The organism is Aquimarina sp. ERC-38 (assembly GCF_026222555.1).
GTDB lineage: Bacteria > Bacteroidota > Bacteroidia > Flavobacteriales > Flavobacteriaceae > Aquimarina.
On record NZ_CP098511.1, the window covers coordinates 3,777,125 to 3,791,478 of the forward strand.

12 protein-coding genes, 1 tRNA gene and 1 pseudogene are annotated in these 14,354 nt (G+C 35.9%); 4 read left to right on the forward strand and 10 right to left on the reverse strand.

Going from position 1 to position 14,354, the window contains the following annotated elements:
- Positions 1-20: 20 nt before the first annotated feature.
- Entirely contained in the window at positions 21-1,544 is a 1,524-nt protein-coding gene (locus NBT05_RS15725) for an IS1182 family transposase (protein ID WP_265770845.1), read from the forward strand.
- 345 nt (positions 1,545-1,889) lie between these two features.
- Here NBT05_RS15725 and NBT05_RS15730 read toward each other — a convergent pair.
- The 6 genes and pseudogenes from NBT05_RS15730 to NBT05_RS15755 all read right to left on the reverse strand — a co-directional run bounded on the left by NBT05_RS15730 (position 1,890) and on the right by NBT05_RS15755 (position 7,736).
- Positions 1,890-2,870: pseudogene (locus NBT05_RS15730) on the reverse strand (IS30 family transposase).
- A 115-nt stretch (positions 2,871-2,985) separates the two neighbouring features.
- Positions 2,986-3,435, reverse strand: a complete 450-nt coding sequence (locus tag NBT05_RS15735; protein WP_265770846.1) for a hypothetical protein — start codon at positions 3,433-3,435, stop codon at positions 2,986-2,988.
- 271 nt (positions 3,436-3,706) lie between these two features.
- Positions 3,707-4,243, reverse strand: coding sequence for a DinB family protein (locus NBT05_RS15740; RefSeq protein ID WP_265770847.1), 537 nt, complete (start codon positions 4,241-4,243; stop codon positions 3,707-3,709).
- A gap of 1,048 nt (positions 4,244-5,291) precedes the next feature.
- On the reverse strand, positions 5,292-6,614 hold the full coding sequence (locus tag NBT05_RS15745) for a hypothetical protein (protein ID WP_265770848.1): 1,323 nt from the start codon (positions 6,612-6,614) through the stop codon (positions 5,292-5,294).
- A 407-nt stretch (positions 6,615-7,021) separates the two neighbouring features.
- Positions 7,022-7,096 (reverse strand) — tRNA-Pro (locus NBT05_RS15750).
- A 166-nt stretch (positions 7,097-7,262) separates the two neighbouring features.
- Complete coding sequence (locus tag NBT05_RS15755; RefSeq protein WP_265770849.1) at positions 7,263-7,736, reverse strand: methyltransferase family protein; 474 nt, start codon at positions 7,734-7,736, stop codon at positions 7,263-7,265.
- A gap of 281 nt (positions 7,737-8,017) precedes the next feature.
- Between NBT05_RS15755 and NBT05_RS15760 the strand changes: the two genes are divergently transcribed.
- Positions 8,018-8,998 (forward strand): IS30 family transposase, encoded by a 981-nt coding sequence (locus NBT05_RS15760; protein WP_265770850.1) that lies wholly within the window; start codon positions 8,018-8,020, stop codon positions 8,996-8,998.
- A 30-nt stretch (positions 8,999-9,028) separates the two neighbouring features.
- Here NBT05_RS15760 and trxA read toward each other — a convergent pair whose 3' ends face one another.
- From trxA to NBT05_RS15780, 4 genes are all read right to left on the reverse strand, one after another.
- Positions 9,029-9,325: a thioredoxin gene (gene trxA / locus NBT05_RS15765; RefSeq protein WP_265770851.1), complete on the reverse strand. Its 297-nt coding sequence runs from the start codon at positions 9,323-9,325 to the stop codon at positions 9,029-9,031.
- Positions 9,326-9,340: 15 nt separating this feature from the next.
- A complete protein-coding gene (locus NBT05_RS15770) occupies positions 9,341-9,637 on the reverse strand; it encodes a chaperone modulator CbpM (RefSeq protein WP_265770852.1) in 297 nt (98 codons plus the stop codon).
- A 9-nt stretch (positions 9,638-9,646) separates the two neighbouring features.
- Complete coding sequence (locus tag NBT05_RS15775) at positions 9,647-10,573, reverse strand: J domain-containing protein (protein ID WP_265770853.1); 927 nt, start codon at positions 10,571-10,573, stop codon at positions 9,647-9,649.
- A 769-nt stretch (positions 10,574-11,342) separates the two neighbouring features.
- Complete coding sequence (locus NBT05_RS15780; RefSeq protein ID WP_265770854.1) at positions 11,343-11,894, reverse strand: fasciclin domain-containing protein; 552 nt, start codon at positions 11,892-11,894, stop codon at positions 11,343-11,345.
- Positions 11,895-12,414: 520 nt separating this feature from the next.
- Here NBT05_RS15780 and NBT05_RS15785 point away from each other — a divergent pair.
- Together NBT05_RS15785 and udk are read left to right on the forward strand one after the other, a co-directional pair.
- A complete protein-coding gene (locus NBT05_RS15785; protein WP_265770855.1) occupies positions 12,415-13,482 on the forward strand; it encodes an anhydro-N-acetylmuramic acid kinase in 1,068 nt (355 codons plus the stop codon).
- Positions 13,483-13,662: 180 nt separating this feature from the next.
- Positions 13,663-14,271 carry a uridine kinase gene (gene udk / locus NBT05_RS15790; RefSeq protein ID WP_265770856.1) on the forward strand — a complete coding sequence of 203 codons (609 nt, stop codon included), beginning with the start codon at positions 13,663-13,665 and terminating at the stop codon, positions 14,269-14,271.
- Positions 14,272-14,354: the final 83 nt, after the last annotated feature.

The following is a 14,354-nucleotide window of genomic DNA, read 5'->3' on the forward strand; positions in this document are numbered from 1 at the left end:
TTGATTTCTTATCTTGAAGTATGCAAGGCAAGAAAATATATCAGGAGAAGTTGTTCAGTAGTTTCCAGCTTAGTGATCGTGTTGGCAAAGGTAATTTTTACCGCAGGCTCAAAGAGGCTTTGGACCTGGACTATTTATACAATCTTACTTCAAAGTTTTATGGTTCTAGCGGTCAAAAAAGTATTGATCCAGTGGTTTTCTTCAAACTCTGTTTGGTAGGTTATCTGGAGAATATCATAAGTGACCGCAAGCTTATTGAACACTGTAGTATGCGACTGGATATTCTTTATTTCTTAGGGTATGATATTGATGAAGAACTTCCTTGGCATTCGACTATCTCGAGAACACGTCAGTTATTTCCGGAGTCCATATTTGAAGAGGTCTTTACAAAAGTACTTGAGTTGTGTGTGGAAAAAGGTATGGTCAGTGGTCACACCCAGGCTATTGACAGCGCCCCTGTAAAAGCCAATGCATCCATGGATAGTTTAGAGCTTAAAGTCCCAAGCCAAGATCTGGATGCCCACCTGGCAGAAGTACGCCATATCAGTAAAAGAGATAAACAAACCTTCAGAAAAGCCAAGCAGGATAAATCCAGTAAAGACCAAAGAATCATTACTGCTAATGAGAAAGAACTGCAAGGAATCACTTCCAGGAACAAAAGATGGTCAAAAGATCAGGATCAGCGCCCGGGAGCTGGAAACAAAGGAAGTCGTTATACGAGTAATAAAACTCATTACAGTCCCACAGATCCGGATGCAAGGATCAGTGTTAAGCCAGGTAAGGCCAGAAAACTGAACTATTTAAGCCAACTCAGTGTAGATACAAACAACCACGTCATTACCGATATAAAAGCTTACCATGCAGACGGCAAGGATAACCAGCAACTACCTGATATTGTAAAGCGCTTACAAAGGCGGTTATGGAAGCAAGGTATGTTTTGGGAAAATTGTGTAGCTGATACTGGTTATAGTAGTGGAGAGAACTATGCATTTTTGGAAAGTCAAGGTATAAAAAGTTTTATACCGCCTCACGGCACCTATAAGGGTGGTCCGGATGGTTTTCAGTATATAGAAACAGAAGATCATTATCTGTGTCCCAAAGGAAACGTAATCCCATTTACCAAAGAGTTTTTAGATTATAGAACCAAAACAAGAAAGAAGGAATACAGAGCCAGTAAAAAGATATGTACCGGTTGTCCACTGCGTAAAGAATGCCTAAAGAGCAGTCAGGAGAAACGAATAACGGTTACTTATTACCGGGCGGAATATGAGCGTAACATAGCTAGAGTAAACAGTAAACAGGGGCGCTATATGAAAGCCAAACGGCAGAGTACTGTGGAGCCGGTATTTGGGACTCTTACCCAATTTATGGGACTACGAAAAATTAATACTATTGGAATCCAGCAAGCAAACAAGATTATGCACTTGGCGGCTATTGCTTATAACTTGAAGAAATACCTGAAATTCACCAAGAAAAACCCAATAAGTAAAGTGGGAGTCTGTTTAGCCCATAATTTTTCGATTAAAATACCTTTTAAGGCGTAAAATAAGCAATTTAGCGCTAGTTGTATTGAGGTAGTTATGAATATATCCCTCTAGAAAATCAGGGCTTAAACTCAAGATTATTGATTGTCCTTTGACTTTTTAGGGGCTTGTGCAACGGTTACCATTGTTGGCATAAGTTTTTCTTTTCACGTAACGATTACGTTTAAGTAAAGTCCATCTGCGCAACGATTTTCAGTTCCATTTGCACAGCTTTTTCACACTCTACTTTCAATTCTTTGCATCATACTTGAATTCAAGTTGTCAATTTTTAAATTAGAACGAATTTCTTTAAGAAGTGTTAAATATAGTTGGAATATTTTATCGTGTGAATTACAATTCTTACATTCAAGTTATAAATGCGACAGTTTGGGTTTTGTTGATAAAAGTTGCGTATACCTCATTGGGTGTTTTATACCCGAACCTTTTCCTGGGCCTATTGTTTAAAATGTTTTCTACTTTCTCTACCGCTTCCTTAGTTATCTCTGCAAAGCTACTACCTTTTGGGAAATATTACCTTATCAGCCCGTTGAGGTTTTCATTGGCACCCCGTTGCCAGCTATGGTAGGGTTTTGCAAAGTAGAAATCAATGTCAAGCTCCTCTGCTATTTCCTGATGGTTTGCAAACTCCTTCCCGTTGTCACTGGTAATAGTTTTAATGAAGGGCTTCCAATCTTCCAGTAGTTCTTCCGTTTTCACCTGGACTTCCCGGGCTGATTTGTTTTCTATATGCCCCATCCTTAGCATCCCTGTAGCCCTATCGTTTATAGTGACAAGGGCACCTCTATGGTCTTTACCTATCACCAGGTCAATCTCAAGGTCACCTATCCTTTCTTTTTTGTCTACTACCCGGGGGCGTTCTGTTATGTCCCTTCTATTAGGGATGCACCCCCTACCTGCTTGCTTACCGCCCCTTTTCTGGTACTTCCTTCCCTGGTTACGCAAACAAAGGTATGCTTTCCCGCCTGCTTTCTTATCTTGCCATATAAACTGGTAGATACGCTCATGCGATACACAAGGGGTCCCTTCTAACATAGCCCTTCCTTTGATCTGTTCCGGGCTAAGGTGGTCTTGAAGCCCATCGCAAACAAGCTTCTCCATGGAAGGGGTAAAAACCTTATGCTTTGTTTTATCCTTATGGCGTTTTTGGGCTTTTCTTTGGGCTAGCTCAGCATTGTACTTCCCACTTCGGTGATCAGCATTGCGTCCTACTTCCCTATATATAGTAGAGCGATCCCGACCCAACTGTTCTGCTATTTCCTTTTTAGGGGTTTTAAGTTCTAAAAGCGCTGATATTTTGTACCTTTCCTCCAGCGTTAAATGTTCCATATTCTTTAAGTTTTCCAACCCAAAGGTATGAGATTTTTAGCCGCCCCCACCATAGTTTTAGCCCTAGGGCTAAAACTATGGTGGGGGCTTTTTATCAACAGCTAAGCTGTTGCATTTATGTGTTGAATCTAAGATTTAATTCAGTATCAAAGTGTGCATATTGAGTAATATATTTAATGCAATACTGTGAAAATTCTAAGGCTGCATTCAAAGTCTCGCTAGGAAGATAAAATGATGATTTCATAATGACTCTTTCTATTTCCAAGGCAATTTCATCCATTTTCATAACTTCTTTTTCATAATATTTGGTCCATTTATCTTTGTCCTTATAATCATAGATTTCAACGAGAGGTGAATTATTTGGATTCAATTTGTTGAATGCGTTAAAACATAGCTCGTTCAGTTTTGAGTATGTCTCAAATTTCATATTGAAAATTTTGTCTTCATAATCTTTCTTTTTGTAAAATCGATATGTTAAGTACCCGACAAGAAATGTCGCTGATGTTAGGAGGATATTTATTGAAGTTAAAACTTGTTCAGAATTCATTTTTGAAATTTGTGCCAATGCGCGGGCGGCTATGGCATGTTTTCACGGAGCAAGATATGAAATATCTTAGCGGAGTGGAAATTTGCTATCCTGCCTACGGCTGGACAAGTAGCAGCCGGTTCTCGCCCGTTCTCCGCTCTCGGCGGTGACGGGCAAGGACTGGTGGCGTAGACGCCTACACATTCAAGCCCATACGGAGAGTAGCGGAGTATGGGCTTGAACGCCTCTTGTATGGTGCGTTTGATTCCCGAAGGGAGCAAATGAACTATATAAACTGTTGTGATGCGTTTTAAATTATATTTTTGGCTTTTTTAAGTTCAAATTTGTATGGATTACCTATTGTTCTCTTTAAACTGGCTATCTGTCCGCAATGCCACATTGTATGTTTTATATTCCAATCAATGGCTTCAAATTTTGTCTTAGCAACAGGATGTTCCACTTTTCCGGGTATCAATTCATTTTTAAGTTCTTCCGGAGTTAAAGAATTGATTATTTCTAGGGACTTTTTTTCAATAATCTCAAGATGATTTTTTAATTCCGTCGTGGTCAGTTTTCCAGCAGAATCTTTAGGTGAAGAATAAAACGTATATAATTCAGAATACTTTTTTATTGGAATTTGCTTTAGAATATCTTCTTGATGTCCTTTAATAACAAGAATCGAATGATAATAAATGCTAATTACTAAATGTCCAACTTGCCAAGAGACATTCGACTCTAAGATTTCAGGAGTTTCATTCCATTTTTCTTCAGGAATCGAATCTACCAGTTTATGAATCCATAGATAAGTATCCTTAGTTTGCTTACTAAAAATTTCAATTTCTGTCATTTCTTTACTTTAATATATCCAATAAACTATAATGTGCGAGCGACTATGGCATGTTTTCACAGAGCAAGATATGAAATATCTTAGTGGAGTAAAAATGCGTTATCCTGCCAACGGCTGGACAAGTAGCAACCAGTTGTTGCCCGTTCTCCGCTCCTGGCAGTGACAAGTAAGATCTGGTGGCGTAGCCGCCCAAACATTCAAGCCCATACAGAGCGCAACAGAGTATGGGCTTGAACGGGTTTTTGTTAAGTAGACAAGGAGATGCTCACCCCCCTAACCTCTCACAGATCCGTATCCCAATCTGCATTGGGACAAACTGTGATAGTCTCCAATCATACGGCTCTTTTTATACAAATCTATTAATGATTTTATCTCATTCCATAAAGTCATCCTCTCTCAAGTCTGTATAAGCCCATCCCTTCGCTTCGGATTCATTACAAAACCCTCATAACTACTACGGACGGGTCCGCCCCTGTATACCCTATCGGTATTCTGCCCCTAAGTTGTACTTATTGTACATTTCCCTTTGCACGGGTATACAAGTTCCCCGAGTTCCATTCATAAGCCCAGATAAAAGTCATGTCTCCTAAATGACGCCTGTCGCTTAGCCTGTAAACAGGTTTGCGCTAAACTGATCACGGATCATATATTTGAGTCCGCTTTTGATAGAGTGTGGCACTTCTCCGGCACTTCATCAGAGGTTCATTCTCATTCGTCTCTTTTATCTATACCTGAACGCGTTCTTGACGCGATCTTTTACATAACGCTCAATACCTTGGCTCTTTACCAAAGCACCCCCGCATCAAGTGCGGGGCAAGCTTTATGGGGGTTTGATGCGCTCTCCTGTAAGACAACACCGGTGGGTCGGTTCCACCATCTTATAAACAGTTGCGTAACGATTTTCAGCCGTTCATTACTCTCGGTACACATATGAAAAGTAGCGGATTTTACTCACTTATTTTTCAGTTTTACAATGACCTTATTTTATTTATTTTCTTTCGATTAAGCGATAAAATCGCTATTTTTTATATACGTTACGTGCTAGCTTTTATTTATTTTCTGTTTTAAATTCAATCAAATACGGTTTTAATGGAATCCAATCTGTTGTTCTAAAATTGTTGTGTAATAAAATTTGATACTGTTTATTAGGTTCTAAATCTACAGGAATTGTATAAGATTTATTGTCTTCTGACCAATATCTACCAACTGCGCTATTTTTAGGGAAATAGTCCTTGCTTAAAGGCCCAAATTCTATTCCTGTACTAGTACCATTTAATGGCTCTGAAAATTCTACAGTGATTTGGTTCATTTTTGGATTCACATTTTTATTTTTGTTTTCAAATTGCTTTATTCCTATTACAGTAGGTCTTTTATTCTTAAAATTTTGATAAAGTTCATCAAGCGATGCTGAAAAAAAACTTGTTGAATGTACGAATTCCTCTATTTCGGTTTCGTTGTTAAAATCTAATTCGATAAGCTTTTTAATGGCTTCTTTCTTATTTTCTGCTTGTTCATAAAAGTTTTCTGCCATTTGATACCCTATGTAATATATTAAATCTCGCACTCCAAATTCATTAGATGTACCACTGCTCCATAACCATTTGAATCTATTGTTGGTATAGAACATTTCTTGTTCAAATTTATCTCTAACACTATCTGCATTTTTCTTCCCAAATTCAATAGAAGGTGCAGCAGAAGGAACATCCATTGCTTTTACAGAAACAAATTCTGCAACACCTTCATAGATTGACAAAGAAAGTAAGTTGTGAACCATTGGTTTCTGTTGTGTATGGACATATTCATGAATGTTCAATAGAACCAAATTATCAATGGGACTACTATCAAAAAATGTTCGTCTATCTTCTCGCTCTTCTTTAGGAAATTCAGTTGATATTGTATGTTTATCTGCCATTGCCAATTCGCTGCCTATTAGTACTAAACTGTCTAATGTGGTTCCATTTGTTCTAAATGCTCCAATTGTAAAATAGATTTTTGCAGGTTTTAGGTCAGGATAAATTTTACTAAATTTTTCGATTCCATCTTGTAATTCAGAACTAAATTGGTTGGCTTTTAAAGTGTTTTCTCTTATTGAAGTCCAAAATTCGGGATAGTTGTTAATAGTGCGTAAGTAATCTTGTAGCGTATAATTTCTTACTTGTCGGATAGCTTTTAATCCTTCTGTCCCTTTTTTAAAGTACAGGCTGTCGAGATATTGGTATTGCAAAGTTGAATCTTGAGTCGATGTGATTTTGTCATAGGCTTCCCAAAAGTTATTTATGTCTGTTGTTACAATGTTTTTATAGCCCTTTTTTTCTGTTTGACGACTCACTAAAATTATTACTGTTGTCAGTAAACCTAAAAGTTTTATCATATTTATTTCAGTGTTTTATTCAGCTTGAACATAATGTGCGGGCGGCTATGGCATGTTTTCACGGAGCAAGATATGAAATATCTTTGCGGAGTGGAAATTTGCTATAGCAGCCAGTTCTTGCCCGTTCTCCGCTCTCGGCGGTGACGGGCAAGAACTGGTGGCGTAGCCGCCCGCACATTCAAGCCTATATGGAGCGTAGCGGAGTATGGGCTTGAACGTAGGTATATACAAACCTATCAAAAAAAGAACTGATAACTCAATCAAAGAAAGTAATTATCACAACATTTTAATAGTCATTTTTATAACTCTCAACAAGTCAGCTATACCAACCTTTTAGTATCTCAAATGAAAGTATGTATAAAAGAAATCCCTTTAAAACCTTACAATTTTAAAGGGATTACCGTATGTCGGGTAGAGAGGATTCGAACCTCCGATCTCACGCCCCCCAGACGTGCACTTTAACCGGACTAAGCTACTACCCGTATTTCATTCTTTCCAAAGGTGTCACTAATTCCATTCTTCCCGCTACAACCAGGACACTTTAAACGGACTAAGCTACTACCCGTTGATAGCAGTTCTATACTACCATTTCCAAATTTTGGTTTGCAAATATAAGGATACTACCATAAATAGAAAATGTTTTAAAAACTATCTCTGTAAAAACTCAATTTTAGGTAGAAACCTGCCGGTAGTTTTCTGGTAAGCCCCGTATTCTTTAAAGTAATTAGCCAAAAGCTGCTCTTCATAATTACTTTTATAATAAAACAAAATTAGCAACAATACGGAAATAAGTACTTTATAAAAGGATCCTTGGTAAATAGCGGAACCAAAAAACAACATCAATATTCCACTATAAATTGGATGACGTATATATTTAAAAATTCCACTGGTAATCAATTTCCCCTTTTCACGCGGACTGGGAAAAGGAGAAAGTTGCTTTCGTAATTGGAAAATACTTATAATGATTATAAGAAAACCTACAACTTTAGCCAGATAACAGAATAACATTACATTATATCCTACTTCAAAAACATACCAGGTAAAGGGTAGTAAAAACAAAATAAATAGCAATGCCTGTAGACCTACTAATAGCTTATCCTTTTTAGGAAGTACTGTAAACATTTAATAACTTTATTTTGCAACAAAACTACGTACTATTTCTGATCTTTATACATTCCTATTTTAATCAATTTCGAACCTTTAGACTTTTTAAAGCGTTTCTAAGTTACCCTAATTTGCATTTATCTTTCTAAAAAATTATTTTAAAACTTCTTAGATTCAACACATAAATGCAACAGCTTAGCTGTTGATAAAAGCCCCCACCATAGTTTTAGCCCTAGGGCTAAAACTATGGTGGGGGCGGCGAAAAATCTCATACCTTTGGGTTGGAAAACTTAAAGAATATGGAACATTTAACGCTGGAGGAAAGGTACAAAATATCAGCACTTTTAGAACTTAAAACCCCTAAAAAGGAAATAGCAGAACAGTTGGGTCGGGATCGCTCTACTATATATAGGGAAGTAAGACGCAATGCTGACAACCGAAGTGGGAAGTACAATGCTGAGCTAGCCCAAAGAAAAGCCCAAAAACGCCATAAGGATAAAACAAAGCACAAGGTTTTTACCCCTTCTATGGAGAAGTTGGTTTGTGATGGGCTTCAAGACCACCTTAGCCCGGAACAGATCAAAGGAAGGGCTATGCTAGAGGGGACCCCTTGTGTATCGCATGAACGTATTTACCAGTTTATATGGCAGGATAAGAAAGCAGGCGGGAGAACATACCTTTGTTTGCGTAATAAGGGAAGGAAGTACCAGAAAAGAGGCGGTAAGCAAGCAGGTAGGGGGTGCATCCCTAATAGAAGGGACATAACAGAACGCCCCCGGGTAGTAGACAAAAAAGAAAGGATAGGTGACCTTGAGATTGACCTGGTGATAGGTAAAGACCATAGAGGTGCCCTTGTCACTATAAACGATAGGGCTACAGGGATGCTAAGGATGGGACATATAGAAAACAAATCAGCCCGGGAAGTCCAGGTGAAAACGGAAGAACTACTGGAAGATTGGAAGCCCTTTATTAAAACTATTACCAGTGACAACGGGAAGGAGTTTGCAAACCATCAGGAAATAGCAGAGGAGCTTGACATTGATTTCTACTTTGCAAAACCCTACCATAGCTGGCAAAGGGGTGCCAATGAAAACCTCAACGGGCTGATAAGGCAGTATTTCCCAAAAGGTAGTAGCTTTGCAGAGATAACTAAGGAAGCGGTAGAGAAAGTAGAAAACATTTTAAACAATAGGCCTAGGAAAAGGTTCGGGTATAAAACACCCAATGAGGTATACGCAACTTTTATCAACAAAACCCAAACTGTTGCATTTATAACTTGAATGTAGGCATAGATAAATCTAAATTGTACTTTAATAAGATTTAATCTTCCGGATCAGGTCATTTTTTGATAAAACACCGGACTGTCGCCAGAGTTGCTTTCCGTCTTTAAAAACCATCATGGTAGGAACTCCCCTCACCTGGAATTGATTAGCCAGGTTTTGATTTTTATCCACATCAATTTTAACAATTTTTACCTCATCCCCCATTTCGGATTTTACTTCTTTTAAAACCGGAGCTAATGCTTTACAAGGGTCACACCAGTCCGCATAAAAATCTACCAGTACAGGTGTCGAGGTATTTATAATATTTTTAAATGAATCTGTCATAATTTTATCTTTTACTTAAAAATCTTCGTATAACCTTAGTCGTTTTTGTAGTACTTTCATTTCATCTTTGACTTGTTGCATTTCATCAAGTAAGCGTAAAATCACATCCACTCCTTCTACATTAATATGTAAATCCTTATTAAATCGTACAATTTGTTCCAACCTGGGTAAGGTGTCCTGCTCAATATAATAAGACTGATGAACAGAAACAACCTGGATCAGCCCCATATCTTGCAGTTCACGGATAAAAGTATCCTCTACCTTATGATTTTTACAAAAATCCAATAAGGGTATTAAATGTTCTGATGTCATAAGCCTGATTTAAAGTTTAGACAATTGTGTAAATAATTCTTTTTGTTTTTCAGAAAGCTTGGTTGGAATTTCTACCTTATAAGTGATATAAAGATCTCCAAATTTTCCTTCATTTTTGTAGATAGGAAATCCTTTTCCTTTTAACTTGACCTTCGTATCGCTTTGGGTTCCAGGTTTTACGTTAAGTTTTACTTTACCACTAAGGGTATCAACAGTAATATTTCCTCCTAAAACTGCCGTGTATAGATCTATTTTTACGGTTTTATATAGATTATTATCTACTCTTTTAAACTCCGTATTATTAATTATCTGAAAAGTAATATATAAGTCTCCCTTAGGACCATTATTTACCCCGGAACCGCCATGTCCTTTTATACGGATAGTTTGTCCGTCCTCTACGCCAGCCGGAATAGTTAACCGAATGTTTTTACCATTAACGGTTAAAGTTCTTTTTTCAGTAGTTAGTACATCTGTTAAATTGAGCTGCAAGCTTGCATTAAGATCCTCACCTCTATACTTAACCTGATGACTGCGATAGGATTGACCCGAGCCACCAAACATAGATTCAAAGAAATCTGAAAAATCTGATTCTGAAAATTCATCACTTGTATATCCTGCATTACTATATCCTGTACCTCCAAAATCGTTGTAGCTACGTTGCCCACCGGAATAAGCTCCTTGAGATTGTTTTGCTTTTTCAAACTCATCAGCATGCTTCCAGTTTTCACCGTATTGATCGTATTTTTTACGATTTTCTGCATTACTTAAAACTTCATTCGCTTCATTGATCTCTTTAAATTTCTTTTCAGCTTCCTTATTATTTGGGTTGAGGTCAGGATGATACTTTCTGGCTAACTTTCGATACGCTTTTTTTATATCTTTGTCAGAAGCATCTTTGGCTACGCCTAAAACTTTATAGTAATCAATAAATTGCATATAATAGACTTGCGTTTATGATATTCTAAAAATAAGAATTTGCTAAACTACCCATGTATTTTAAAGCCTAAATTATTAACCCGGTTTTAGTTATTTTATAAAAATAGATATTAGTGTCCGGGTGAAATAAATAAAAGTTTATAAAGCATAGTCAAATGAGGTAATTCTAAACTTTAAAGTATTTGTAAGTTGCTTTTTCAAACCTTTAAAAGTAATTCATTTTTAAACGTGAATTTTATTATAATATTGATTTTCAATAGTATAACAATTAGTCTTGATTCTTGATCCTAGAAGTGATAGGAATTTTAAATCTTTACAGAATACTAATGAAAAAATACTACGTTTTATTCTGAAAGCTTACATATAGTATTGCCTAGAACTTTTTTTAAGCGAAGTTGAAAATTAATGATTGAATTCTCTCATAATTTTAACTACGCTTGATACGACAAAATAGTAATTCTATTACTTTTCAAACAATTTTATCTACAAAACAAACAGTCTTCAAAGAATTTATGATTATTTCAGTTTATTCAATAATATATTTGAAGCTAAAAATAAGTTGTTCGTTGAAAATACTACACTTTTAAAACACGTAGTTTAAAGGCCATAAACACTAGAAAACTCTTGTAATTCAAAAAATATAAATTAGCTATCAATTATTCGAAATTCAAGTTTCTGTAAATAGTAAATCCCGGCATATCTATACCAGGATTTACTATCAAGATGTAAACAAACATCCTGAGGGCTAACTCAAAAATTTATTTCTTAATTATTCTCCTCCGGCAATCACACTTACCGTAGGCTTTATCACCGCATTTACAATATGTACAATACCATTACTCGCTTCGATATCTGACTTAATTACTTGTGCCCCTCCGATATATACCAAATTATCATCTGCGCTTACTGAGATTTCTTCATCTTCTTCGGTACTAATTACCTGCCTTGTTTCAAATTCTGATGCCATTCTTTTATTAGGTAATACATGATATTTTATAAACTTTACCAGTTCCACTCGATTTTTAGGATTTGTTAAATTAGCAAATTCCTCAATAGTCATATCATAGAAGGCTTCATTAGTAGGAATAAATAAAGTATGATCATCTGTCATGTACATTGAAGTTTCCAGACCACTTAAGGCAACCAGATTGACAAACGTTGATAAATTACGATCCATTTGTGCCAATTCGATCGTTTTATACATTTTTGAATCTTCAACCTTACTTAAAATAATATCTTCTTTATCCTGTGCGTTAACACTAAGGCTTGATAGGGAGATTACAAATAATATGGAAATTAGTGAACGTAAATAAGTTTTCATAATCAGTGTTTTAAATTAAACTATTCTTCTTTTTCAGATACGAAATTAAAAACTCCTGTAATTGCAGAAAGACGTAAAAACTTCGGGAATTAATTCAAATAATAGTTCCCCCTAAACTTTTAAATGACCTTAACATAATCAATTGCTACAACCCATTTTTTTAAGATTTTTTAATAAAGCTTTTTAAAGACGAAGTTCCTGTTTTTTATAAAAATCAGTTTTTCATAAAATTAGCAACACCTTTATTTTATACCTACCATGTGGTTTGAGTAGAATTGTGTGTGTTTTTTTGGTGTCCGGTTAAAATAAGTATATAAAGCAAAGTAAAATAAGATGATTCCAAACTTTAAAGTATTTGAAGCTTGCTTTTCTACATTTTTAAAAGTAATTTGTTTTTTAAGGTGAATATTGTTATAACATTGATTTTCAATAGTATAATAATTAGTCTTAATTCTTGGTTCTAATATTGATAGTAATTTTGAATCTTTATTGGAAACTAATTAATTTTTTACCCATCTGTATGCAATACAAAGTAATAGGCTTGATGTCAGGAACCTCCCGTGATGGTTTGGATATTGCTTTTTGCCAATTTGACAAGGTTGGAGGAGCTTATACCTTTGAACTGATAGCCACTCAACATATCGAATATGATACGGATTTAAAAGAAGTATTAAAGAATGCGATTAACCTCGATGTTCCTGATATTTTAGAGCTAGATAGTACTTATGGACAGTGGATCGGCGAACAGGTAAATCTTTTTATCAAGAAGAATAAAATCACACCTGATTTTATTGCTAATCATGGGCATACCATACATCACCGTCCGGAGAAAGGTTTTACCCTACAAATTGGCTCGGGACAAGAAATTGCCCTTGCTACTAAATATCCGGTAGTAGCAGACTTTCGTTCAAAAGATATTGCTCTGGGCGGACAGGGAGCTCCCCTGGTTCCTATAGGAGATCAGTTATTATTTTCAACATATGATTGTTGTGTGAACCTGGGTGGTATTAGCAACCTTTCTTTTACCCAAAACAATAAGCGTATTGCCTATGATATAGCACCCGTCAATATGTTACTTAATTATCTAAGCAAAAAAGTTGGCTTGGAATATGACAAAAATGGAAAAATGGCTTCACAGGGAGATATTAATATTAAAATACTACAAGAACTAAATCAACTATCGTATTACACAAAATCTTTTCCAAAATCTTTAGGTTTCGAATGGTTTCAAGACAAAGTCATTCCTATAATCGATAAAAGTCAGGACTCCGTTACTAACTTACTACGTACTTCTATAACCCATATCGTACAACAAATTAATTTGGCTTTACAAAGTATAAAAAAGGATAACCTAAAAGTTCTACTGACCGGCGGTGGCGCAAAAAACACCTTTCTTATCGAACAACTACAACAGGCAACAGGGGTTAACATTCAAATTATAGTTCCGTCTGAAGAGTTAATAGATTATAAAGAAGCATTAATATTTGGTTTCCTGGGAGTTTTATCAAAAAATAAAGAAATCAATTGCTTACAATCTGTAACGGGTGCCAGCCAGGACTCTTCTTCCGGGGTTTGGTATTATCCATAATAAAGTTTAGTATTTCGTTTTAGTCTAAATTACCAGTAAATTATTTGTCTTCCTTTACATTCATAGTTCTTTGGTCAAATTTGTAAAAGAGGTTTTACTATTTCTTAAAGATTGCCAAAAAAGAAAATAGCAATTGTTCCTACTGTAACTAACAATCTATATTTTTGCAAAAAACTAAATATGTTGATAATTGGTATTGCCGGTGGAACAGGATGTGGCAAAACAACGGTGGTAAATCAAATAGTAACCGAACTTCCTGCTTGTGAAGTCACCGTAATTTCTCAAGACTCTTATTACAAAGATACCAGTCACCTTACTTACCAGCAACGGGTAGACATCAATTTTGATCATCCACAATCTATTGACTTTAAACTATTACATCAACATCTTATAGAACTAAAAAAAGGCAATACTATCCAGCAACCCGTCTATTCGTTTGAAGAACATAACCGTACCAATAAAACCAAAGAAACAAAAGCAGGTAAAGTGGTGATTGTAGAAGGAATTTTAATTCTGACTGACCCGGAAATTAGAGATTTATTTGATATTAAAATCTATATTCAAACCGATAGTGACGAGCGCTTAATCCGGAGGCTTAAAAGGGATGTTGCGGAACGGGGAAGGGATGTAGAAGAGGTACTTACTCGATATCAAAATACTTTAAAACCTATGCATCAGCAATTTATAGACCCTACAAAACAGTTTGCGGACTTAATTGTGCCTAATAACACCTATAATAATGTGGCTATTGATGTATTAAGGACAATTATAAAAGAACGCCTTAATTAAGTTTTGTACCTTTATAAGTATAAGCAAAAGACCCCATTGAGAATTAAAAAATACATCCGAAACATTAAGGAAGCACCTCAAAA

Bases quoted from the DNA above. Each gene is read 5' to 3' on its own strand.
- NBT05_RS15755 (WP_265770849.1), bottom strand. From the start codon at position 7,736: ATGTTTACAGTACTTCCTAAAAAGGATAAGCTATTAGTAGGTCTACAG.
- NBT05_RS15770 (WP_265770852.1), bottom strand. From the start codon at position 9,637: ATGACATCAGAACATTTAATACCCTTATTGGATTTTTGTAAAAATCAT.
- udk (WP_265770856.1), top strand. From the start codon at position 13,663: ATGTTGATAATTGGTATTGCCGGTGGAACAGGATGTGGCAAAACAACG.
- NBT05_RS15785 (WP_265770855.1), top strand. From the start codon at position 12,415: ATGCAATACAAAGTAATAGGCTTGATGTCAGGAACCTCCCGTGATGGT.
- trxA (WP_265770851.1), bottom strand. From the start codon at position 9,325: ATGACAGATTCATTTAAAAATATTATAAATACCTCGACACCTGTACTG.
- NBT05_RS15760 (WP_265770850.1), top strand. From the start codon at position 8,018: ATGGAACATTTAACGCTGGAGGAAAGGTACAAAATATCAGCACTTTTA.
- NBT05_RS15725 (WP_265770845.1), top strand. From the start codon at position 21: ATGCAAGGCAAGAAAATATATCAGGAGAAGTTGTTCAGTAGTTTCCAG.
- NBT05_RS15745 (WP_265770848.1), bottom strand. From the start codon at position 6,614: ATGATAAAACTTTTAGGTTTACTGACAACAGTAATAATTTTAGTGAGT.
- NBT05_RS15775 (WP_265770853.1), bottom strand. From the start codon at position 10,573: ATGCAATTTATTGATTACTATAAAGTTTTAGGCGTAGCCAAAGATGCT.
- NBT05_RS15780 (WP_265770854.1), bottom strand. From the start codon at position 11,894: ATGAAAACTTATTTACGTTCACTAATTTCCATATTATTTGTAATCTCC.
- NBT05_RS15740 (WP_265770847.1), bottom strand. From the start codon at position 4,243: ATGACAGAAATTGAAATTTTTAGTAAGCAAACTAAGGATACTTATCTA.